Below are 20,470 nucleotides of genomic sequence, written 5' to 3' on the forward strand. Positions count from 1 at the left end.
CAATCAGTAGTCGCAGGCGGTGCCGCCCGAGCGAAAGCTGACATCAGCCTACGTCGGGTAACCGCCTCGAAAACTGCGGCTGGTTCAGAACTGGCCGCCAGCGATCTCGATGGCCTGACCGTTCACGCTCTGCGATCCGGGGCCGCAGAGCCAGAGCACGGCCTGGGCCACCTCGTCGGGCGCGATAAGGCGGTTGTGGCGGTTGGCGCTGACCATCATGGAGCGGGCTTCGTCTTCGCTTACCCCGGCGCGCTTGGAGATCGCGGTGACATTGCGGCTTACGATCTCGGTGTCGACATAGCCCGGACAGATCGCGTTGAAGGTGAACGGGGTGCCAAGGTAATCCTCGCTCAGGCTTCGGATCAGGCCGATCATGCCGTGTTTGCTCGCCGAATAGGCCGCAGCCCCTTTGAGCCCCTTGAGCCCGGCAATCGAGGAAATCGCAATCACCCGGCCCCAATCGGTGTCGCGCATGCCGCCCAGGCATTCGCGCACCGTGTAAAACGCGCCGTCAAGGTTGGTGGCCATCACCTGACGCCAGAAGGCGGCGTCGGTCTTGTGCACCGCGCGCCCCTCGGCGATGCCGGCATTGGGGATGCAGATCTGGACCGGGCCACGCTCTGCGACCGCGCGCGCCACGCCTGCGACAACCTGCGCCTCGTCGCTCACATCCATCGCAAGCGGGTAAAGCCCGTTCCCGGCCACGCCTTGCAGCACGGAGTCGCGCCGCCCGGTGATCGTCACTTCGGCACCTGCGCCTGCGAGCGCACGGGCAATCGCAAGGCCAATACCGCTTCCGCCGCCGGTGATCAGCGCGTGTTTTCCGCTCAGTGTCATCTTGCCTCCGCCATATCTGGCGTTACTCTAGCGCTCTGCCGCGAACTGGCAACCGCCGGATGGCGATCACAGGGGGAATGAACAGTGCTGAAATGGATTGATATGCCGCCGGTCTGGCTTTTGGCGTTTCTGGTCACGGCCTGGATGCAGGCGACATACCTGCCCATGTGGCTTGATTTCGGCGGGGCGTGGGCGGATCTGGCGGGTGGCCTGCTGGTCGGAGGCGGGGTGTTGTTGGTTGTGCTGGCCGCAACCGAGTTTCGCCGCCATCGCACCACCATCGTGCCGCACCAAGAGGCCGAGCGCCTGATTCAGTCGGGTATCTTCACCCGTTCGCGCATCCCGATCTATCTTGGCGATGGCCTGATCCTGGCCGGTTTTATCCTGCGATGGGACGCGGTTTTGGCACTGCCGCTGATTCCCATCTTTTTCTGGATCATCGAAAAACGCTTCATAATCCCGGAAGAAGACCGTCTGAGACGGAAATTTCGGATGGATTTTGCCCGATATTGCGAAAAAACCCGTCGTTGGCTCTGAGGGGCGCGACAATCTTGGTGTCGCCTCTCACGTTTTTGTGTGAAATAACGACGCTCGGGACTAGGAAACCGGCACCTGCCATGGGCGGGGCCACAGAACACGTGATCTGCCAGAGGGGGACACAGCATTGAAGATCGGAACGCCAAAGGAAGTGCTTGAGGGCGAAAATCGGGTGGCCATGACGCCCGATTCAGCCCAGCAGTTGCAAAAACTCGGCCATAGCTGCGCCATTGAAGCCGGTGCAGGCGAACGCGCCGGGTTCTCGGACGCGGCCTATAAAGAGGCCGGTGTGGAAATCATCAAAACGGCCGCCGCGCTCTGGAAAGAGTGTGACATCGTCGCCAAGGTGCGCATTCCCACCGATACCGAGGTCAAGCGGCTGCGCGAAGGCCAGACCCTGATTTCGTTCTTCAACCCCGGCGGGAATGAAAAACAACTCAAGATGGCCGCCGACAAGGGGGCGACCGTGATCGCCATGGAAATGGTGCCACGTATCAGCCGCGCCCAGAAGATGGATGCGCTAAGCTCGATGGCGAATATCGCCGGCTATCGCGCGGTGATCGAGGCGGGCAACAATTTCGGCCGTTTCTTTACTGGGCAAATTACCGCTGCGGGCAAAGTGCCACCAGCCAAGGTTCTGGTGGTTGGTGCTGGGGTTGCCGGTCTGGCTGCGATCGGCACCTCGACATCGCTTGGCGCGATCACCTACGCCTTCGATGTGCGCCCCGAAGTGGCCGAACAGGTCGAATCCATGGGCGCGGAATTCGTCTATCTCGACTTCGAGGAAGAGGCCAAGGACGGCGCCGCCACCGGCGGCTATGCATCTGTCTCCTCCCCCGAGTTCCGCGAAGCACAGCTTGCCAAGTTCCGCGAACTGGCGCCCGAGGTCGATATCGTGATCACCACGGCGCTTATCCCGAACCGCGAAGCGCCCGAGCTTTGGACCGAAGACATGGTCGCCTCGATGAAGCGCGGCTCGGTGATCGTCGATCTGGCGGCGGAAAAGGGCGGCAACTGCAAGCTGACGGTGATGGACGAAAAGATCGTCACCGATAATGGCGTGACGATCATCGGCTATACCGATTTCCCAAGCCGGATGGCGACGCAGGCCTCGACGCTTTATGCGACCAACATCCGCCATATGATGGCCGATCTGACGCCCGGCAAGGACGGTGTCGTCAATCATGACATGGAAGACGACGTGATCCGGGGCGCGACCGTGACCCACGACCACGCCGTCACCTTCCCGCCGCCACCGCCAAAGGTGGCCGCGATTGCCGCGCAACCGAAGAAAGAGGCCCCCAAGGAGCTGACCGCAGAGGAAAAGCGCGCCAAGGAAATGGCTGCTTTCAAGGCACAGACCAAGAACCAGGTCACCCTGCTTGTGGTTGGCGCGGTGCTTTTGCTGGGTGTCGGGCTTGTCGCCCCGGCCAGCTTCATGCAGCACTTCATCGTCTTTGTTCTGGCGGTCTTTGTTGGCTTCCAGGTGATCTGGAACGTGTCGCATTCGCTGCATACGCCCTTGATGGCGGTCACGAACGCGATCTCGTCGATCATCATTCTGGGCGCGCTGATGCAGATCGGATCGGGGTCTTTCCTCGTGATCCTGTTGGCGGCGCTGTCGGTCTTCATGGCCGGGATCAACATATTCGGCGGTTTCATGGTGACACGGCGCATGCTCGCCATGTTCCAGAAGTCGTAAGGGGGCAGGTATAATGGATTACGGTTTTACAACGGCCGCATATGTGGTCGCAGCTATCCTTTTCATCCTGAGCCTTGGCGGTCTGTCAGGTCAGGAAAGCGCCAAGCGCGCGGTATGGTACGGCATTGCGGGCATGGCGCTCGCGGTGGTGGCCACGCTTATCGGGCCGGGTTCGGGCCTGTGGTTCTTGTCGGCGGTGCTGATCGCGGGCGGCGGGACGATCGGTTACTTCGTGGCGCAACGCGTGCAGATGACCGAGATGCCACAGCTTGTGGCGGCAATGCACAGCCTTGTGGGCCTTGCAGCCGTCTTCGTGGGCTTCAATGCGCATATCGAGCTGAACAACGTCCTGGCCATGGCGCATGATGAGCGCGAAGCCCTGGAAGGGTTTGCCGCGCTTCTGGCTCATAAGACTCCGGTCGAACAGTCGATCCTGCGGGTCGAGCTTTTCCTTGGCATCTTCATCGGGGCGGTGACCTTTACCGGCTCGATCATCGCTTACGGCAAACTGGCGGGCAAGGTCGACACGGCAGCAAAGAAGCTGCCCGGCGGGCATGTGCTCAACGCCAGCGCGGCGGCGATTTCGCTGCTCTGCCTGATCTGGTACTTCAATACCGGTGGCTTCCTGCCGCTGGCCCTGATGACGCTTGCGGCCCTGTTCATCGGCTATCACCTGATCATGGGGATCGGCGGCGCCGACATGCCCGTCGTCGTGTCGATGCTCAACAGTTATTCCGGCTGGGCGGCGGCGGCGATCGGGTTCAGCCTTGGCAATGACCTTTTGATCGTCGTGGGCGCGCTTGTCGGTTCAAGCGGTGCAATCCTAAGCTATATCATGTGCAAGGCGATGAACCGTTCGTTCATCTCTGTCATTCTGGGCGGCTTTGGCGGCCCGGCAGGCGAGCAGATGGCGGTTGAGGGCGAGCAGGTCGCGATTGACGTCGATGGCGTTGCTACGGCGCTGAACGAGGCCGATAGCATCATCATCATCCCCGGCTATGGCATGGCCGTGGCGCAGGCCCAACAGGCGGTGAGCGAGCTGACAAGCAAGCTGCGCGCCAAGGGCAAGACCGTGCGCTTTGCCATCCACCCGGTGGCGGGGCGTCTTCCGGGGCACATGAACGTGCTTCTGGCCGAGGCGCGGGTGCCTTATGATATCGTTATGGAAATGGACGAGATCAACGAGGATTTCCCCGATACCGATGTGGCCATCGTCATCGGCTCGAATGACATCGTGAACCCGGCCGCCCAGGAAGACCCCAACAGCCCCATTGCCGGAATGCCGGTTCTGGAATGCTGGAAGGCGAAACAGGTGTTCGTCAGCAAGCGCGGACAGGGCACGGGATATTCCGGCATCGAAAACCCGCTGTTCTATAAGGAAAACACCCGCATGTTCTATGGCGATGCCAAGGACAGCGTGTCGAGCCTGCTGCCGAAAATCGACTGATCGCGGCACGGGACGTATCCTTGAAGGGGCGCTCTGATCGGGGCGCCCCTTTTTCATGTTATATGCATGGCGCGCCCGCCGGATTTTGAGTATTTTTGCCAAGAAGAAGCCTGCACCTTGGGCAGTATACGATTGTGTGCTGCTAAATCATTGGAATTTATGGAAAAACGCTTTTGCTGGGCTTGCGGAACGGCTATGACGCCGATGAGTTAAGGAGAGCGGCCAATGCCCCCGATTGATGATCATCCGCTGCGCTATGAGCTGGCCAATGAATTGCACGCGCGTCCGTTTCCGTCGCTGAGCGCGCCCTGTACGGCGGCCTATCTGGCGATCAAGCAGCCGCAGGATGCGGCCAAGCGGGATCGCGCGGCGGATCTGGCGCATCTTACCGCCTTGCTTGATCGCTATGGTGCGCCCCACCCACAGCCTGGCGCCACGCATTATTCGGGCGAGATCGGGCGGCATGTCCTGAAATGGGAAAGCCATACCGAATTCGTGACCTATACGGTCTTTACCGAGGGGGTCAGCACGCGGCCCTTTGATCCGGCCGATTTCGAAGTGTTTCCCGCCGACTGGCTTGCTCGGGCGCCGGGGATGCGGGTGACCTCGGCCTTGATTCGGGTGACGCCGTGGAAAAACAAGGAGCAGACCTGCGAGGAAACCGATCAGTGGTTTGTCTCGGAAAGCGTGGCGGTGGCGCGGGTGTTGGATGATGCGGCGGTGATCGCGGGAGATTTCCGGATTGATACGGCGGGACATTTGCGGTTTTCGGTCAGTGTTGCCCCAAACACGGGGGCGCGCCGGATCGGGCGCATTGTGCAGCGTCTTTGCGAGATCGAGACCTACAAGTCGATGTCGATGCTGGGCTTTGCGCGGGTACGTGAAATGGGCCGCCAGATGGGGGAGACCGACAGCCAGCTGAGCCGCCTGATTGGCGACATGACCAGCGGGAGCCAGCCCGCCGACGAGACCCTTCAGGATTTGCTGCATGTTTCGGCAGAGCTTGAATCTCTGGTGGCGCAATCCTCGTTCCGTTTCGGGGCGACGGCCGCCTATGAGCAGATCGTCAATCAGCGCATCAGCGTGCTTCGCGAGGAACGTTTCGAGGGGCGCCAGACATTTGCTGAGTTCATGATGCGCCGCTATGAGCCGGCCATGCGCACAATGCGCGCCACCAAGGAGCGGCTGGATGCGATGGCTGACCGGGCCATGCGCGCAGGAGAGTTGCTGCGCACCCGGGTGGATGTGGAACGCAGCGCGCAGAACCAGAGCCTGTTGGAAAGCATGGACAAGCGCGCCGATCTGCAACTGCGCCTGCAACGCACGGTCGAGGGGCTGTCGGTTGTCGCGATCAGCTATTACGCGGTGTCCCTGGCGGGCTATCTGCTGTATCCGCTGACCGGGGTTCTGGGGCTGAGCAAGGGGATGATCACCGCCGCGGTCACCCTGCCGGTGATTGCGCTTGTCTGGTGGATGGTGCAGCGCATTCGCAACAAGCTGCATTGACGTTTTGGCGCTGAGCGCGGGCGGTGTATACTCGGGCTTTCAGACGTGAGGTAATGCCAATGCCCTTTCCCGATTTCATCATGTCTTTCCCGCCGATCGACGTGCCATTCTCCGAAGATGTCGTGCAGACCCGCGCCATCCGTTCCGATCACGGGTTATGCGTCTTTTTCACCTTCCTTCAGGATATGGAATTGCCACCCCATAGCCATGGCGCACAATGGGGCACGGTGGTGGAGGGCGAGATCGAGTTCACCATCGGCGGCGAGACCCGGATATATCGCCCCGGTGACAGTTACTCCATTCCCGCCGACGTGGTGCACGGGGCGATGATCAAAGCAGGCACGCGGGTGATCGACGTGTTTTCAGAGCCGGACCGCTATCCGATCAAGACGGCATAGCCGTTTGCACGCGCCCCTGCGGAGCGCCTAGCCAAAGGCGCGACGCATGGCTCAGTTGATATAGTGCAGCGTGTCGAATTCCTGCCGCCAGGCCGAGACTTCCGACAAAAGCGCGGCAGCATCGTTGCTGCGCAGCGCCTTGGCGATAAGGCCTGCCATGCGCGGGGCATGCTCCGGGGTCACGCCCCAACGCACCAATTCCGGTGTGCCGATGCGCAAACCGTTCATGTCGCCCGCCACCGGATCAATCGGCAGGCCGATGCCACAGGCCAGGAAACCCGCCTTGCGCAGGGTCTTTGACGCCGCCTGACCCCCGCCGAACCCGGCGGCGGCGATCGCGAACTGATGCGAATTCGTTGCCCCCTGCGTGCCCTTGAATACCGGCAGGCCTTCGGCCTCGAGGGCTGCGGCAAGCGCTTGGGCCAGGGCAACCATTTGTGCACCATAGGCCGTTCCGTGGTTGCGCCAATCGAGCAAAGTCACAGCCAAGGCCGCCGATTTTGCCGCGTCGAAATTGGCGGTCATCCCCGGAAAGGCAATTGCATCAAGGCGTTCGGCAATAGCGGCGTCATTGCTGATGATCAGCCCGCCCGCCGGGCCGCCAAGGCTTTTATAGGTACTCATCGTCATCATATGCGCGCCCTCGGCCAGCGGGTTGCGCCAGGCCTTGCCCGCGATGATCCCGCATTGGTGCGCTGCGTCGAACATCAGCTTCGCGCCGACCTCATCGGCAATCGCGCGGACCTCGCGCACCGGATGCTCGAACAGGTTCAGGCTGGCGCCAAGGGTGATCAGCGCGGGGCGCTCCTTATGGGCCAATTCGGCTAAACCGGGCAGATCGACACTATAGCCATCCGCATCTACCGGCGCCTCGACGATCCGCAGGCCGTAAAGCCCGGCACAGCCCGCTGCATGATGCGTTACATGCCCGCCGATGCTGGCCGGGGGGGCGATGATCGTGTCGCCCGGCTTGCAGGTCGCCATGAAGCCATAGAGGTTGGCAATCGCCCCCGAGGGCACGCGGATTTCGGCAAAATCCGCCTCGAAGATTTCGGCGGCAAGGTTGGCGGCGATCACCTCGATTTCCTCGATCGCTTCAAGCCCCATTTCGTATTTGTCACCGGGATAGCCAAGCGAGGGGCGCGAGCCGATGCCGCTGGCCAAAAGGACCTCGGCGCGCGGGTTCATCACGTTGGTGGCGGGGTTGAGGTTGAAGCACTCGGCCTCATGGATGCGCCGATTGTCGGCGGCAAGCGTCTCGATCCGGGCGGCGATACCGGCGCTGTCCCCGGCGCTTGTGCGCATGGCGAGGGTTTGAACAAGATCTTCGCAATGGGCAGGCACCCAAGCGCGGCGGGCCAGTGTCATGTCAAAATCTCCCTGACTGGTTTGGTCCAGACTGGCGCGGCACGGCTTGCCTGTGCAAACCAGATTATGTAAAAATCAGCTTAGAAAAACTAAGGCTAGAAAAATGTCAGTTTCACCGCCACGCCCAAAGGGTCCGCCGCTTAATGCGTTGCGCGCCTTCGAGGCCGCCGCCCGGCTTGGCGGCTTTGCCAATGCAGCGGACGAGCTTTGCGTGACGCCGGGCGCGGTGTCACAGCATATCAAGGCGCTTGAGGATTGGATCGGTGCCGATCTGTTCGAACGCCGTTCGCAGGGTGTGCGTCTGAGCGCCTTTGGCGCCGAGGTTGCCCCCGGTTTTGCACAGGCCTTTGATGCCATGGGGGCGGCGGTGCATGGTATGCGCGTGGCGGCACGCCACAAGACCCTGCATATTGCGGCCCTGCCGAGCGTGGCGCAACTTTGGCTTTCACCGCGCCTGCCAAGCGTGCGCGCCGCCTTGCCAGAGCTGAGCATCTCGGTTTCTGCGGTCGAAACCCCGCCCAACCTTGCGCGGGAACTGTTTGATCTGAGCGTATTCATCCGCCGTCCCACCGGCGGTGCGCGCGAAACGGCGCTGGCACCCGATGCGATCTTTCCTGTCTGTACCCCCGAGATTGCCGCGCGGTTGCAGACCCCTGCCGATCTGAGGGAGGAAACGCTTTTGCATGATGCGCTCTGGCCCGATGACTGGGCGCTCTGGGGCGCTGCGGCGCTTGCCGGTCAGGCGCTGCCGGACAAGGGGCCGCGGTTTTCGCTTTATAGCATTGCGCTGGAAGAGGCGCGTAACGGCGCGGGGGTTCTGATGGGGCATCAATTGCTGGTGCAGGCCGCGCTTGAGCGTGGCGACCTGGTTGCGCCTTTTACGAAAAAGGTCGAAACCGGCAAGGCGCTGGTGCTGGACCGGGCAGGCTTTGGAGAGGGGCCAAATCATCTGGCGCAGGTTCTGCGCCTGCTGCAACAGGCGTGATCCGTGCCATTCGCCTCTGGCCATCGCCGTCCGGCTGCGCTATCCGGGCCGGGCTATAGCCGCGAAAAAGGGGGCACCTGATGTCCGACACTGTGCCATTCGAAAAACCCGGCCCCGTCGAGGCCAACCTCAAGAGCGCCATCGCGCCCACCGAAGAGATCATCGCCGAGGCGCGCGCCGGGCGGATGTTCATCCTAGTGGATCACGAGGACCGCGAGAACGAGGGCGATCTTGTGATTGCCGCCGAATTTGCCACGCCCGAGGCGATCAACTTCATGGCCACCTACGGGCGCGGTCTTATCTGCCTGCCGATGACGGCCGAACGGGTTGACCGGCTTGGTCTGCCGATGATGGCCGTCAACAATTCGTCGCGTCACGAAACCCCGTTTACCGTTTCGATCGAGGCGCGCGAAGGCGTGAGCACGGGGATTTCGGCCGCCGACCGGGCGCTGACCGTATCCGTCGCGATCAACGAGCAGAACACCATGGCGGCGCTGTCCACGCCGGGCCATATCTTTCCGTTGCGCGCCCGTGACGGCGGCGTCCTGATCCGGGCCGGCCATACCGAGGCGGCGGTCGATATCTCGCGGCTTGCCGGGCTGAATCCCTCGGGGGTAATCTGTGAGATCCTGAAGGAAGACGGCACCATGGCGCGGCTACCGGATCTGATCGGCTTTGCGCAAAAGCATGGCCTCAAGATCGGGACGATTTCCGATCTCATTGCCTATCGCCACAAGCATGACAACCTGGTGCGAGAAGTGCGCCGCGAGACCGTCGAGTCGAGCCATGGCGGCACCTGGGAGATGCGTATCTTCGCCGACCAGATTACCGGCACCGAGCATGTCGTGCTGAGCAAGGGCGACATCACCGACGGCAAGCCGGTTCTGGCGCGCACTCACGCGCTCAACGCGCTTGAGGATGTGCTTGGCATCGGGCTTGAGGCATCCGCCAAGGGCGGGCCGACGGGCAAGCTGCCCCGCGCGATGGAGATCATCGCGGCCGAGGGACGTGGCGCCGTGTTCCTGTTCCGCCAGCCCCGCCCGAGACTTTCGGGCGAGATGGAGGATGACGAGACCCCACGCACGATCAAGCAGACCGGCCTTGGCGCGCAGATCATGTCGACCATGGGCCTGCATGAGCTGATCCTTTTGACCGACAGCCCCCGGACCCGTTACCTTGGCCTTGATGCCTATGGCATTTCCATCACCGACACCCGCCCCATCACATAGGTTGATTCCAAATGGCCGAAAAAGAATACTCCCTGCCGCGCGCCGAATTTGACAAACCCGTCAAGCTTCTGATCGTCGTGGCGCCGTTTTACCGTGATATCGCCGATAACCTGATTGCCGGCGCCAAGGCCGAGATCGAGGCCTCCGGCGGCACTTGGGATCTGGTCGAAGTGCCCGGCGCGCTGGAACTTCCGACCGCCATCGGCATCGCCGAACGGATGTCGAATTTTGACGGCTATGTCGCGCTTGGTTGTGTCATCCGGGGCCAGACGACCCATTACGAGACAGTCTGTAACGACAGCTCGCGCGGGATCACCCTGCTCGGGCTTCAGGGGCTGTGCATCGGCAATGGCATCCTGACGGTCGAGAATCGTGCCCAGGCCGAAGTGCGCGCCGACCCGGGCGCTATGAACAAAGGGGCAGGGGCGGCGGCTGCGGCCTTGCATCTTATCGCGCTCAGCCGTAAATGGGGCGCTTCGCGCAAGGGCGTGGGGTTTGTTCCCTCGACCCAGGAATACAAGCTGGCAGGCGAGCCGAAGGATACCCCGAAAGCATGACGACCCCCGATCCCGACAACAGCCCGGTTTCTGGCAACCAGAAACGAAAAATGCGCTCTGCGGCGCGCCTTTACGCGGTGCAGGCGCTGTTTCAGATGGAGCATTCCAGCCAGACCGTCGATGCGGTCTGTGCCGAGTTTCTTGACTACCGCTTCGGCGCCGAAGTGGATGAGGGCGTGGACATGGCCGAAGGCGATGTCGTTCTCTTTCGTAAGCTCATCGAGGATGCGGTGAATTGGCAGGCGCGGATCGACCAGATGACCGACCGCGCACTTGTGGCGAAATGGCCGATCGCGCGGATTGATCCAACGTTGCGCGCGCTGTTTCGGGCCGCTGGCGCGGAGATGACCCAATCCGACACGCCGCCCCGCGTCGTGATCATGGAATTCGTCGATGTCGCCAAGGCGTTCTATCCGGACGGCAAAGAACCCAAATTCGTCAATGCCGTGCTTGATCACATGGCACATGAGGCCAAGCCCGAAGGGTTCTGAGGCAAGCTGCCCTGCAAAGCGGCGCGCTGCCTAGAGGCCTCTGGCGCAGGGGCGGCCACATCGCCTCGGATGATCCACCCGCACAGCACCATCAGCGCGTGGTTGCGGCCACGTCCTTCATAGCCAACAGTCTGATTCTCTTGGGATATCCATGCGGATATCATGCCAGTGCATTTGCTTCATAAGACCGGATATTTCCGGCAGGAAAACGCGGCGATCAGTAGCTGTAGTCGGCGTAGATGCGATCGAGGTTGCCGTTCCAGTCGCCGTGGAAATGATCCAGCAATTCGTCCGCCGGCGTTTTGCCGGTCTCGATGCTTTCGTGCAGCGCGTTCAGGAAATGGGTCTCGTCCGGGATCATGCCGCCGCCGCCGGTGCGTGCGCGGGCCTTGAGACCGGCCTCGGATATGGCCACGGCCTGACGGGCGATCTCATGCAGGTTGATGCCGTTCACACGGGCATGGAGCCCATCGACGCTTGCGGCGACGCGCAGGGCCTCGCGGGTTTCAGTGTCCCATGATTTGCAAAGGTCCCAGGCCGCGTCGAGCGAGGATTGATCGTACATCATCCCGACCCAGAAGGCGGGAAGGGCGCAAAGCCTGCGCCAGGGGCCGCCGTCGGCGCCACGCATTTCCATGAATTTCTTGATCCGTGCCTCGGGGAAGATCGTGGTCAGGTGATCGGCCCAATCCGACAGGGTAGGCTTTTCACCGGGCAGGGCGGGCAGCTCGCCGCGCAGGAAATCGCGGAACGACTGGCCGAGGGCGTTGATATACTTGCCGTCGCGATAGACGAAATACATCGGCACATCGAGCGCGTAATTGGCGTATTGTTCAAAGCCGAATCCCTCGTCAAACACGAAGGGCAACATGCCGGTGCGGGCCGGATCAAGATCGCGCCAGACCCGTGCACGCCAGGATTTATGGCCGTTCGGCTTGCCCTCGAAGAATGGCGAGTTGGCAAAGAGCGCGGTGGCCACCGGTTGCAGCGCCAGGGCGACGCGGAACTTCTGGACCATGTCGGCCTCGGAGCTGAAGTCGAGGTTCACCTGCACGGTGCAGGTGCGGCGCATCATCGTCTGGCCCATGGTGCCGACGGTTTGCATATAGCTGTCCATCAGCTTGTAGCGGCCCTTGGGCATCAGCGGCATCTGGTCATGGGTCCAGACCGGGGCGGCGCCGAGGCCGATAAAGCCGACGCCGACCTTGTCGGCAATATCCTTGACGTCGCGCAGATGGGCGTTCACCTCGTCACAGGTCTCGTGGATGGTTTCCACCGGCGCGCCGGACAGTTCCAGTTGCCCGCCCGGTTCAAGCGAGACATTGGCGCCGTCTTTTTCAAGGCCGATAAGCTTGCCGCCCTCTTCCACCGGGGTCCAGCCATGGCCGTCGCGCAGGCCTTCGAGAACCGCCAGAATGCTGCGGGGGCCATCATAGGGGATCGGCTTGAGCGTATCCTTGCAATAGCCGAATTTCTCGTGCTCTGTGCCGATGCGCCAGTCGTCTTTGGGTTTGCAGCCGCTTGCCATGTATTCTGCAAGCTGGTCGTGATGTTCAATCGGCCCGCCGCCGGACTGTGGAATGGACATGATCGGGCCTCCTGATCGGGTCACCTAAGTTTGGAAATCACAAGTGGCCTTTAACGCGCAGAGTGTCAATGCAGCCTTGGGCGTGCGACCGTGGTTTGCGGCTTTTGCCAGATCACGACCACTTGACCGGAGGCGCGGCGCATCTGGGCCAGCATATGTTCGGTGCGGATGCCGGGCAGGGTGGCGAAGGCGTCAAACAGCGTATCGGCGCCTTCGGCGGTCAGCGGGATGGCAAGGTCAGGCTGGCCGGGCTGGCTCAGGATCCAATGGGCGGGGCGCGCGCGCGGGTCAAGCTTGAGCGCGGCAAGGTCGCCCATGGCCACAACGCCGCCCGTCAGCGGGCCGAAATAGGCAACCTGGCCTTCATCGACGCGCACCACGCCCGGCCCTCCAGAGCCCGCGCGAAAGCGGGCGCGCTGAAGGCCTGCGGCCAGGATCGCGATGGCAAGCACGAGCAGGACATAGCCAAGCCAGTACAACAGGCCGATAGCGGTCAGTGCCCACCACAGGCCGATGGCAAGCAGGCCCGCACCAACCAGCGCCTCGCGCCACCGCCACAAGGCGGCGCGTGCTTCGGGGCGCATGAAGCTCATGCCCAATCGCCCAGGGTGTGCTGCCAGAGGGTCATGGCGGCCACGGCGGCGGTGTCGGCGCGCAGGATGCGCGGGCCAAGGGCGATGGCATGGGCAAAGGGCAGCCCCGTGAGACGTGCGCGCTCGGTATCGGAAAAGCCGCCCTCGGGGCCGATCAGGATCGCCCAGGGCGCGCCCTGGGCAAGGTCGCCTGTCAGGGTGGATGCGCCACCCGCGAGCACCTCGTCGCAGAACATGAGCTGGCGCCCCTCGGGCCAGTCCGCAAGCAGCCGATCCAGTTTCTGCAAATCGGCAACTTCGGGGACAAAGGTGCCGCCGCATTGTTCGGCGGCCTCGATTGCATGGGCCTGAAGGCGATCCTGGCGGATGCGTTCGGAATTGGTGAACTCGGTCTGCACCGGCAGGATCCGCGCGGCGCCCATCTCGGCGGCTTTTTCGACGATGAAATCGGTGCGCGCCTTCTTGATCGGCGCGAAAAGAAGCCACAGGTCGGGCGGGTTGCGTTGCGCACTGGTCTGCTGTTCGACCCTGAGCAGGCCGCCCCGCTTGCCGGCTTCGGCCACGGTCGCGCGCCATTCGCCATCGGTGCCGTTGAACAACAGCACTGCATCGCCCACACCCTGTCGCATGACACCGAAAAGGTAATGCGCCTGGTCGCGGTCCAGAGGAACCGTTTGCCCTTGCCCCAGCGGGTGCTCTACATAAAGCCTGATCTTAGCCGTTTTCATGAGGCCAACATATGACCGGAAACAACCAGACACCAGAGGCCGCAAGCGAGAATGCCGGGCAGGTGGCCGATGCCTATCGCGGCAATTGGGTGGACCGTCTGGCGCCTTCGGCGACGCGGCCCTACCTGCGGCTTGCCCGGGCGGATCGGCCGATCGGAACCTGGCTTTTGCTCTTGCCCTGCTGGTGGGGGCTGATGCTTGCGATGGTAAGCGACGGGCGCGCGGGCTGGCATGACCTTTGGATTTTTGCAGGCTGCGCGATCGGCGCCTTCCTGATGCGCGGGGCGGGATGTACGTGGAACGACATCACCGACCGTCATATCGACGGCTCGGTTGCGCGCACCGCCTCGCGGCCCATTCCTTCGGGTCAGGTCAGCGTCAAGGCCGCCCTGATCTGGTTGGGGGCTCAGGCCCTGGTGGCCTTTGGTATCCTTCTGACGTTCAATCCGGCGGCGATTGCACTTGGCGTTCTGTCGCTTTTGCCGGTGGCGGTCTATCCGTTTGCCAAGCGGTTTACCTGGTGGCCGCAGGTCTTTTTGGGGCTGGCGTTCAACTGGGGCGCCTTGCTGGCCTGGACCGCCCACACCGGGCGACTTGAGGCGCCAGCGGTGCTTTTGTACCTCGCCGGGATCGCCTGGACGCTGTTTTATGATACGATCTATGCCCATCAGGATGCCGAGGATGACGCGCTCATCGGGGTGAAATCCACCGCGCGGCTGTTTGGGGAAAACTCGCCGCGCTGGTTGCGCTGGTTCCTGGTGGCGGCGGTCTCGATCATGGCGGTTGCAGTCATTCTGGCGGTTCCGGACGGGCGGCCGCTGGCCCTTTTGGTGGCGCTCTGCGGGCCCTGGGCGATGGGCTGGCACCTGCAATGGCAGATGCGCCAGCTCAAGCTTGATGACACGTCGCGGCTGTTGATGCTGTTCCGCTCGAACCGCGATGCCGGGCTTTTGCCTGTGCCGTTTTTCGCCGTCGCCCTGTTGCTGTGATTGATCTCGGGCTGACAGGGGCCTAAAGAAAAAGCCTAGGGAACCCAGGGAACAAGGACTGACCAGAACCTCATGCGATTATCCTCAGTGTTCACGATTGCAGCCACCTTTTGCGGTGCGGCGGTTTTATGTGTGGTGGCGGCGGGGTTTGCGGTCAGCGCCGTTGAGGATGGGTCACGCCGCGCGGTGCGCGATATGCTTGACCTGCGGAATATGGTCTGGGCCGAGGTCGATACCGATGGGTTGCAGGTCTTCCTTGCGGGCACCGCCCCGAGCGAGGCCGCGCGGTTCAAGGCGCTGTCGGTGGCGGGGACCATCGTTGATGCGGCGCGGGTGATTGACCAGATGCTGGTTCAGGATGCCGCCGACATCGCACCGCCGCGCTTTTCCATCGAGATCCTGCGCAACGACCGGGGGATTTCCCTTATCGGGCTGGTGCCCAAGGCCACCAACCGCAAGGCGCTTTTGGCCGATGTCGCCAAGGCCACCGATGGTGCGCCGGTTGCGGATTTGCTGGATGCGGCGGATTACCCCTATCCCGAAACATGGCCCGATGCGCTTGCCTATGCGGTGCGTTCGCTTGGCAAGCTGCCGCGCACCAAGATTTCGGTGAGCGCCGAGCGGGTTGAGATTACCGCCATGGTCGACAGCGCCGAAGCACAACGCCGGATGGAAACCGACCTTGCGCGTTCGGCCCCTGATGATGTGCGCCTTGCGCTTGATATCTCGGCGCCGCGCCCGGTGATTACGCCGTTTACGCTGCGCTTCCTGATCGAGGACGGGACGGCGCGGTTCGATGCCTGTTCGGCCGATACCGAAGAGGCGCGCGAGCGTATTTTGCGCGCCGCCAGCCACGCGGGTCTTCAGGCCAAGGCCGATTGCGTGGTTGGCATGGGGGTGCCCTCGCCACAATGGGCGCGCGCCACGGAACTGGCGATTGCCGCCGTCGGCGAGCTTGGGGGGGGCAGCGTGACCTTTTCGGACGCAGATATTGCGCTTTGGGCGCCACAGGGCACGCCGCAGGGTCAGTTTGACGATGTGGTGGGCCAGCTTGAGGCCGATCTGCCCGAGGTCTTTGCCCTGCAGGCGACCTTGCCGCCGCTGCCGGATGAAAGTGCGCCGGTGGTGCCTGAATTCATCGCCACGCTCTCGCCCGAGGGGCAGGTTCTTATCCGCGGGCGGCTCAACAGCGAGGCCACCCGCGACACCGTGAACAGCTTTGCCCAGGCGCGGTTTTCATCCGATGCGGTGCATGTCACTGCGCGGGTCGCCGAGGGTTTGCCCAAGACCTGGCCGCTGCGGGTGCTGACGGCGCTTGAGGCGTTGTCTTATCTGTCGAACGGAGCGGTGACGGTAACGCCGGATGCATTAAGTGTGCAGGGCAACACCGGACGTAAATCCGCAAGCGCCGAGATCTCGCAGTTTCTGTCGGAAAAGCTTAGCGGATCAGAGCAGTTTTCGCTTGATGTGACCTATAAGGAGGCGCTCGATCCGGTGGCCGGGCTGCCCACGCCGGACGAATGCGAAGCCAAGATCGCCGCCGTGCAGACCGGGCGCAAGATCAACTTCGAGCCCGGCTCGGCCAACATCGACAGCGCTGGCGCGGAGATCATGGACGAGATCGCCGAAATCCTGAAACGATGTGGCGAGATCCGGATGGAAATCGGTGGCCATACCGATAGCCAGGGACGCGAAGGGATGAACGAACAACTGAGCGAACAGCGTGCGCAGGCGGTTCTGAACGAATTGCGGCTGCGCCGGGTGCTGACCTCGACGATTGATGCCAAGGGCTATGGCGAGAGCAGGCCGATTGCCGACAATGACACCGAGGACGGGCGCGAGACCAATCGGCGGATCGAATTCCGCCTGATCCGCCCCGAGCCGGTGCCGGAACAGCAAACAGCCCTTGAAAGCCTCGAGCAACCGGTGGAAGAAGGACCTGAGGGACAGGATCAGGAAAACACGACCGATGAACAGAACTGAGTTTATCATAGCCACCGCCATCGTTTTGTTCGTGGCGTTTTGCATGGGCTGGTTCGCGAATTGGCTGATTCACCGCTTTATCCGGGTTGCCGGCTCCGATGTGGGCGAGCTTGAGCGCATGGCGCAGGAGCTTCACGAAGCCGAGGAAACCCGTGATCAGGCGATCACCTATCTTCAGCAGCGCGAGGCGGAGCTGAGCAACCAGCTGAGCCAAACCGAAGCTGAGCTTGCCGCCACGATGGACGGCCTGCGCGAGGCACGTTACGAGGCCGAGCAGATGCGGGCGCATCTTGAAAAAAACAGCGGCCGCGCGGCGGGATAAGCGCCGGAATCTGAGTATTTTTGCCAAGAAGAACGAGGGGCCGCTGTGCCCCTTGTTTGTGCTTTGCGTTCTAGCTTTGCGCGAAGTCGGCGATGGCCGAGGTCAGGCAATCAAGGCTGTCGGTCCAGGGGGTTGCCTCGGGCAGGTGGCCGGTCATCAGCGATAGTTCGGTGCAGGCCACAAGTATGTGGTCGGCGCCTTCGTTGATCAGCCTGTGCGCCTGGGCGTGCAGGCGAGAACCGAGGGTGGCGCCTGTGTCACCGGCCTTGACCGCGCGGATGATGGCCAGCAGGGCACTGTCGTCGGGCAGGGTGACGGGGATCAGCCCGCGGGCGGCAAAGGGGGCCTCGAATACGCGGGCGAGCCGGGTGGCGGGCGAAGCCAGCATGCCGATGCGCCGCGCACCCTGCGCGGCGAGCGCGGCCGCCGTCAGGTCAAGCATGTTGAGGAATGGCAGCGGCGTGGCCGCGACCACCGCAGGGGCATAGTGATGCGCGGTGTTGCAGGGCATCGCCAGAGCCGCAGCGCCTGCGATGTGCAGATCGCGCGCCATTCGCGCCAGAATGGGGCCGGGATCGGCGCCGGTGCCTTCGATAAGGGCGGCTATCCGGCTTGGGACCTGCGGGTTTTGATGCACGATCAGCGGCAGGTGATCGGCGTCGTCGCGGGCGGGTACAGCGGCCAGAAGTTTCTGCATCAGCAGAATCGTCGCTTCTGGACCCATGCCGCCGAGAATGCCCACGGTTTTCATGTCTGCCATCCTGTTTAGGGCCACCGGTCCTATCCTGCCTTGTCGCGCTCTGGCTGTTTAGCCTGCCGATGTTGCGGAACGGCGTTCGGCATTGCCCTGCGCCAGCCTTATATCAGCGGTGCGTGCGTGGCCCTCCATCCGTTCGGCTCGGCTCAGGCTGGCGGTGACCCGGGCCAGATCGGGCAGGGCGCGGTCATCGACCTCTTGCCAGGTGACCGTCTTGAGGAACTTGTGGACCGACAGCCCGCCGGTATAGCGCGCCGCGCCAGACGTGGGCAGAACGTGGTTGGGACCAGCCGCCTTGTCGCCAAAGGCCACGGTCGTCTTTTCCCCCAGAAACAGCGAGCCATAGGCGCGCAGCCGGGTGCGCCAGCCGTCAAGATCGCGGGCCTGCACATGCAGGTGTTCGGGCGCGCGTGTGTCGGCGAAGTCGGCCATGTCCTCGGCACTGTCGCACAGGACGATCTCGCCGAGATCGGCCCAGGCGGTGGCGGCGGCAGAGCGGTTCGGCTCTGGCAGGTCGGCGATCAGCGCCGGGATGCGCCCGAGAACGGCGCTTGCCAGGGCGCGGTCGGTCGTGGCCAGCCAGACCGGAGAATTGGCGCCATGTTCGGCCTGTCCCACCAGATCGGCGGCGACGGTTTCGGGGTCCGCGGTGTCATCGGCGAGGATCAGGCTATCGGTGGGGCCTGCGAACATGTCGATGCCGATGGGGCCGAACAGCTGTCGTTTGGCCTCGGCCACATAGGCATTGCCGGGTCCGACAAGAATGTCGGCGGGTGGCGCGCCAAACAGGCCAAAGGCCAGGGCCGCGATCCCCTGTACGCCGCCGATGGTCAGGATCCGGGTGGCCCCGGCCAGATCCATCGCGTAGAGCATCGCATCGGGAATGCCCTCACCGGCGCAGGGCGGCGAGCAGGCTGTGATATCGGCCACGCCTGCGACGCGTGCGGTGGCGATGCTCATCAGGGCGCTGGCGATATGGCTATAGCGCCCACCGGGCACGTAACAGCCCGCTGCGCCAAGCGGGATCTGGCGTTGGCCGGCGATCAGGCCGGGGCGCAACTCGACCGTCATGTCCTGCGCGGTGGCGCGTTGCGCCTCGGCAAAGCGGGATATGTTGTCATGCGCCCAGTCGATGTCGTCCTTGAGGGCTTGCGGGACTCGGGCGCTTGCGGCGGAGATCTGATCGCGGGTCACGGTGATTTCGCCCTGCCAGCCATCAAGGCTGCGGGCATATTCAAGCGCCACCTGCGCGCCGCCCGTGCGCAACCGCGCCAGCATGACCTGAACGGTATCGGCCACATCAGCGGCGGTTTGAAGCGGTTGGCCGGGGGCGGTTTTCAGATAGGTCATAGGCATGGGGCAATCTCCTTGGCCCATGAATGACGCGGCGCGTAGACATCAGGCAAGCGGATTGACGCGCCGGGGAGGTCATTTTTTCGTGGGCTGAAAGGGGCCTTCGGAAATCCCGAAGCCAGCCGCTCAGAGCGTTGCCGCCAGCCCGCGTGCCGCAGTTTCGATCAGATCAAGCGTGCCATCGAAATCGCGGGTGTAATACGGGTCGGGCACGTGATCCATGCCCGCGTCCGGCGCGAAATCGGTCATCAGGCGCACCGGGGTTGTATTGCCGGTCGGTCGCAACGCCTCGATATCGCGCAGGTTCTGGGCATCCATCGCGATGACAAGATCAAAGCGGGTGAAATCATCGGCCCGGAACTGGCGCGCGCGCAGGTCAGAGAGGTCGATCCCGCGGGCGCATGCGGCGGTCTGCATCGGGCCATAGGGTGGCTCGCCCACATGCCAGCCACCGGTGCCGGCGCTATCGGTCGCCACCTGCGGGGCGAGCGCGCGAAATACCCCTTCGGCGGCCGGCGAGCGACAGATGTTGCCGAGGCAGACGAATAGGATTGCACTGGTCATCGGGGACCCTTTCCGGCAGGTTTGCGAGGCGCAGAATAGGCAAAAGGGCCGCAATGGAAAAGATCGTCATTCTGACAGGTGCCGGGATTTCGGCGGAAAGCGGGCTTGCGACGTTTCGTGACGAGGGCGGGCTTTGGGCGGCGCACAGGATCGAGGATGTGGCGACGCCAGAGGCCTTTGAGCGGGACCCCGATCTTGTGCACCGCTTTTACAATGCCCGGCGCGCGCAGGCCGCCAGGGTGGCACCGAATGCCGCGCATCGCGCGCTTGCGCGCCTTCAGGAACGGCATGGTGGCGAGGTGGTGCTTGTAACGCAGAATGTGGATGCCCTGCACGAGGCTGCGGGAAGTCGCGCGGTGATGCATATGCATGGCACGCTTGCCGGGGCGCTTTGTGCGCGCTGCGAGGCGCGTTGGCCTGCGCCACTGGTGATGTCAACGCAGGATGCCTGCCCGGTCTGCGGCGCAAAGGCCACCCGGCCCGATATCGTGTGGTTCGGGGAAATGCCTCACGGGATGGAGGCGATCTGGACCCAT

At 63.1% G+C, this 20,470-nt stretch carries 21 protein-coding genes; 13 read left to right on the forward strand and 8 right to left on the reverse strand.

The window, feature by feature from the left end:
• Nucleotides 1-84 precede the first annotated feature (84 nt).
• Entirely contained in the window at nucleotides 85-837 is a 753-nt protein-coding gene (locus QZ522_RS01390; protein WP_294606675.1) for an SDR family oxidoreductase, read from the reverse strand.
• 102 nt (nucleotides 838-939) lie between these two features.
• On the opposite strand from QZ522_RS01390, the gene QZ522_RS01395 reads away from it, so the two are divergent.
• From QZ522_RS01395 to QZ522_RS01415, 5 genes are all read left to right on the forward strand, one after another.
• Entirely contained in the window at nucleotides 940-1,374 is a 435-nt protein-coding gene (locus QZ522_RS01395; RefSeq protein WP_294606717.1) for a methyltransferase, read from the forward strand.
• A gap of 127 nt (nucleotides 1,375-1,501) precedes the next feature.
• Nucleotides 1,502-3,076: a Re/Si-specific NAD(P)(+) transhydrogenase subunit alpha gene (locus QZ522_RS01400; protein WP_294606676.1), complete on the forward strand. Its 1,575-nt coding sequence runs from the start codon at nucleotides 1,502-1,504 to the stop codon at nucleotides 3,074-3,076.
• A 13-nt stretch (nucleotides 3,077-3,089) separates the two neighbouring features.
• Entirely contained in the window at nucleotides 3,090-4,523 is a 1,434-nt protein-coding gene (locus QZ522_RS01405; RefSeq protein WP_294606678.1) for an NAD(P)(+) transhydrogenase (Re/Si-specific) subunit beta, read from the forward strand.
• A gap of 225 nt (nucleotides 4,524-4,748) precedes the next feature.
• Nucleotides 4,749-6,029: a DUF3422 domain-containing protein gene (locus QZ522_RS01410; protein WP_294606680.1), complete on the forward strand. Its 1,281-nt coding sequence runs from the start codon at nucleotides 4,749-4,751 to the stop codon at nucleotides 6,027-6,029.
• A gap of 59 nt (nucleotides 6,030-6,088) precedes the next feature.
• Nucleotides 6,089-6,427, forward strand: coding sequence for a cupin domain-containing protein (locus tag QZ522_RS01415; RefSeq protein WP_294606682.1), 339 nt, complete (start codon nucleotides 6,089-6,091; stop codon nucleotides 6,425-6,427).
• Between the two features lie 51 nt (nucleotides 6,428-6,478).
• Here the strand turns inward: QZ522_RS01415 and QZ522_RS01420 are convergent, their stop codons facing one another.
• Complete coding sequence (locus tag QZ522_RS01420) at nucleotides 6,479-7,795, reverse strand: aminotransferase class I/II-fold pyridoxal phosphate-dependent enzyme (RefSeq protein ID WP_294606684.1); 1,317 nt, start codon at nucleotides 7,793-7,795, stop codon at nucleotides 6,479-6,481.
• Between the two features lie 103 nt (nucleotides 7,796-7,898).
• On the opposite strand from QZ522_RS01420, the gene QZ522_RS01425 reads away from it, so the two are divergent.
• The 4 genes from QZ522_RS01425 (at nucleotide 7,899) to nusB (ending at nucleotide 11,057) form a co-directional block, all read left to right on the forward strand.
• Nucleotides 7,899-8,780 (forward strand): LysR family transcriptional regulator, encoded by an 882-nt coding sequence (locus QZ522_RS01425; protein ID WP_294606686.1) that lies wholly within the window; start codon nucleotides 7,899-7,901, stop codon nucleotides 8,778-8,780.
• Nucleotides 8,781-8,860: 80 nt separating this feature from the next.
• Nucleotides 8,861-10,009, forward strand: coding sequence for a 3,4-dihydroxy-2-butanone-4-phosphate synthase (gene ribB / locus QZ522_RS01430; protein ID WP_294606688.1), 1,149 nt, complete (start codon nucleotides 8,861-8,863; stop codon nucleotides 10,007-10,009).
• 11 nt (nucleotides 10,010-10,020) lie between these two features.
• The gene (locus QZ522_RS01435; protein ID WP_294606690.1) at nucleotides 10,021-10,566 is read left to right on the forward strand and encodes a 6,7-dimethyl-8-ribityllumazine synthase; all 546 of its coding nucleotides are present in this window, start codon (nucleotides 10,021-10,023) and stop codon (nucleotides 10,564-10,566) included.
• Nucleotides 10,563-11,057, forward strand: coding sequence for a transcription antitermination factor NusB (nusB, locus tag QZ522_RS01440; protein WP_294606692.1), 495 nt, complete (start codon nucleotides 10,563-10,565; stop codon nucleotides 11,055-11,057). The genes QZ522_RS01435 and nusB overlap by 4 nt, the downstream gene beginning before the upstream one ends.
• 217 nt (nucleotides 11,058-11,274) lie before the next feature.
• On the opposite strand, the gene QZ522_RS01445 is transcribed toward nusB, so the two are convergent.
• The 3 genes from QZ522_RS01445 to QZ522_RS01455 all read right to left on the reverse strand — a co-directional run bounded on the left by QZ522_RS01445 (nucleotide 11,275) and on the right by QZ522_RS01455 (nucleotide 13,966).
• Nucleotides 11,275-12,645, reverse strand: a complete 1,371-nt coding sequence (locus QZ522_RS01445; RefSeq protein WP_294606694.1) for a glutamate--cysteine ligase — start codon at nucleotides 12,643-12,645, stop codon at nucleotides 11,275-11,277.
• A 65-nt stretch (nucleotides 12,646-12,710) separates the two neighbouring features.
• Nucleotides 12,711-13,238: a hypothetical protein gene (locus QZ522_RS01450; protein ID WP_294606696.1), complete on the reverse strand. Its 528-nt coding sequence runs from the start codon at nucleotides 13,236-13,238 to the stop codon at nucleotides 12,711-12,713.
• The gene (locus tag QZ522_RS01455; RefSeq protein ID WP_294606698.1) at nucleotides 13,235-13,966 is read right to left on the reverse strand and encodes a 16S rRNA (uracil(1498)-N(3))-methyltransferase; all 732 of its coding nucleotides are present in this window, start codon (nucleotides 13,964-13,966) and stop codon (nucleotides 13,235-13,237) included. Before QZ522_RS01455 ends, QZ522_RS01450 begins: the two co-directional genes overlap by 4 nt.
• Before the next feature lie 11 nt (nucleotides 13,967-13,977).
• Here QZ522_RS01455 and ubiA point away from each other — a divergent pair, with 11 nt between their 5' ends.
• From ubiA to QZ522_RS01470, 3 genes are all read left to right on the forward strand, one after another.
• Nucleotides 13,978-14,955 carry a 4-hydroxybenzoate octaprenyltransferase gene (gene ubiA / locus QZ522_RS01460; RefSeq protein WP_294606699.1) on the forward strand — a complete coding sequence of 326 codons (978 nt, stop codon included), beginning with the start codon at nucleotides 13,978-13,980 and terminating at the stop codon, nucleotides 14,953-14,955.
• 72 nt (nucleotides 14,956-15,027) lie between these two features.
• Nucleotides 15,028-16,938, forward strand: coding sequence for an OmpA family protein (locus QZ522_RS01465; RefSeq protein ID WP_294606701.1), 1,911 nt, complete (start codon nucleotides 15,028-15,030; stop codon nucleotides 16,936-16,938).
• Entirely contained in the window at nucleotides 16,925-17,260 is a 336-nt protein-coding gene (locus tag QZ522_RS01470; RefSeq protein ID WP_294606703.1) for a hypothetical protein, read from the forward strand. Before QZ522_RS01465 ends, QZ522_RS01470 begins: the two co-directional genes overlap by 14 nt.
• Nucleotides 17,261-17,330: 70 nt before the next feature.
• On the opposite strand, the gene QZ522_RS01475 is transcribed toward QZ522_RS01470, so the two are convergent.
• The 3 genes from QZ522_RS01475 to QZ522_RS01485 form a co-directional block, all read right to left on the reverse strand.
• Nucleotides 17,331-18,011: an amino acid racemase gene (locus QZ522_RS01475; protein ID WP_294606704.1), complete on the reverse strand. Its 681-nt coding sequence runs from the start codon at nucleotides 18,009-18,011 to the stop codon at nucleotides 17,331-17,333.
• A gap of 57 nt (nucleotides 18,012-18,068) precedes the next feature.
• Nucleotides 18,069-19,373 carry a histidinol dehydrogenase gene (gene hisD / locus QZ522_RS01480; RefSeq protein WP_294606706.1) on the reverse strand — a complete coding sequence of 435 codons (1,305 nt, stop codon included), beginning with the start codon at nucleotides 19,371-19,373 and terminating at the stop codon, nucleotides 18,069-18,071.
• Between the two features lie 123 nt (nucleotides 19,374-19,496).
• Nucleotides 19,497-19,934, reverse strand: coding sequence for a low molecular weight protein-tyrosine-phosphatase (locus tag QZ522_RS01485; protein WP_294606707.1), 438 nt, complete (start codon nucleotides 19,932-19,934; stop codon nucleotides 19,497-19,499).
• Between the two features lie 53 nt (nucleotides 19,935-19,987).
• Between QZ522_RS01485 and QZ522_RS01490 the strand changes: the two genes are divergently transcribed.
• The coding region (locus QZ522_RS01490; protein ID WP_294606709.1) for a Sir2 family NAD-dependent protein deacetylase at nucleotides 19,988-20,470 on the forward strand (483 nt) is incomplete at its 3' end.

This window comes from uncultured Roseovarius sp. (assembly GCF_913054395.1).
Lineage (GTDB): Bacteria > Pseudomonadota > Alphaproteobacteria > Rhodobacterales > Rhodobacteraceae > Roseovarius.

Excerpts from the sequence above, each read along its gene's own strand:
- QZ522_RS01445 (WP_294606694.1), bottom strand. The coding sequence starts at position 12,645 with ATGTCCATTCCACAGTCCGGCGGCGGGCCGATTGAACATCACGACCAG.
- QZ522_RS01390 (WP_294606675.1), bottom strand. The coding sequence starts at position 837 with ATGACACTGAGCGGAAAACACGCGCTGATCACCGGCGGCGGAAGCGGT.
- hisD (WP_294606706.1), bottom strand. The coding sequence starts at position 19,373 with ATGCCTATGACCTATCTGAAAACCGCCCCCGGCCAACCGCTTCAAACC.
- ribB (WP_294606688.1), top strand. The coding sequence starts at position 8,861 with ATGTCCGACACTGTGCCATTCGAAAAACCCGGCCCCGTCGAGGCCAAC.
- QZ522_RS01425 (WP_294606686.1), top strand. The coding sequence starts at position 7,899 with ATGTCAGTTTCACCGCCACGCCCAAAGGGTCCGCCGCTTAATGCGTTG.
- QZ522_RS01410 (WP_294606680.1), top strand. The coding sequence starts at position 4,749 with ATGCCCCCGATTGATGATCATCCGCTGCGCTATGAGCTGGCCAATGAA.
- QZ522_RS01455 (WP_294606698.1), bottom strand. The coding sequence starts at position 13,966 with ATGAAAACGGCTAAGATCAGGCTTTATGTAGAGCACCCGCTGGGGCAA.
- QZ522_RS01415 (WP_294606682.1), top strand. The coding sequence starts at position 6,089 with ATGCCCTTTCCCGATTTCATCATGTCTTTCCCGCCGATCGACGTGCCA.
- QZ522_RS01420 (WP_294606684.1), bottom strand. The coding sequence starts at position 7,795 with ATGACACTGGCCCGCCGCGCTTGGGTGCCTGCCCATTGCGAAGATCTT.
- QZ522_RS01465 (WP_294606701.1), top strand. The coding sequence starts at position 15,028 with ATGCGATTATCCTCAGTGTTCACGATTGCAGCCACCTTTTGCGGTGCG.
- QZ522_RS01485 (WP_294606707.1), bottom strand. The coding sequence starts at position 19,934 with ATGACCAGTGCAATCCTATTCGTCTGCCTCGGCAACATCTGTCGCTCG.
- QZ522_RS01470 (WP_294606703.1), top strand. The coding sequence starts at position 16,925 with ATGAACAGAACTGAGTTTATCATAGCCACCGCCATCGTTTTGTTCGTG.
- QZ522_RS01395 (WP_294606717.1), top strand. The coding sequence starts at position 940 with ATGCCGCCGGTCTGGCTTTTGGCGTTTCTGGTCACGGCCTGGATGCAG.
- QZ522_RS01405 (WP_294606678.1), top strand. The coding sequence starts at position 3,090 with ATGGATTACGGTTTTACAACGGCCGCATATGTGGTCGCAGCTATCCTT.
- QZ522_RS01435 (WP_294606690.1), top strand. The coding sequence starts at position 10,021 with ATGGCCGAAAAAGAATACTCCCTGCCGCGCGCCGAATTTGACAAACCC.
- QZ522_RS01475 (WP_294606704.1), bottom strand. The coding sequence starts at position 18,011 with ATGAAAACCGTGGGCATTCTCGGCGGCATGGGTCCAGAAGCGACGATT.
- nusB (WP_294606692.1), top strand. The coding sequence starts at position 10,563 with ATGACGACCCCCGATCCCGACAACAGCCCGGTTTCTGGCAACCAGAAA.
- QZ522_RS01450 (WP_294606696.1), bottom strand. The coding sequence starts at position 13,238 with ATGAGCTTCATGCGCCCCGAAGCACGCGCCGCCTTGTGGCGGTGGCGC.
- ubiA (WP_294606699.1), top strand. The coding sequence starts at position 13,978 with ATGACCGGAAACAACCAGACACCAGAGGCCGCAAGCGAGAATGCCGGG.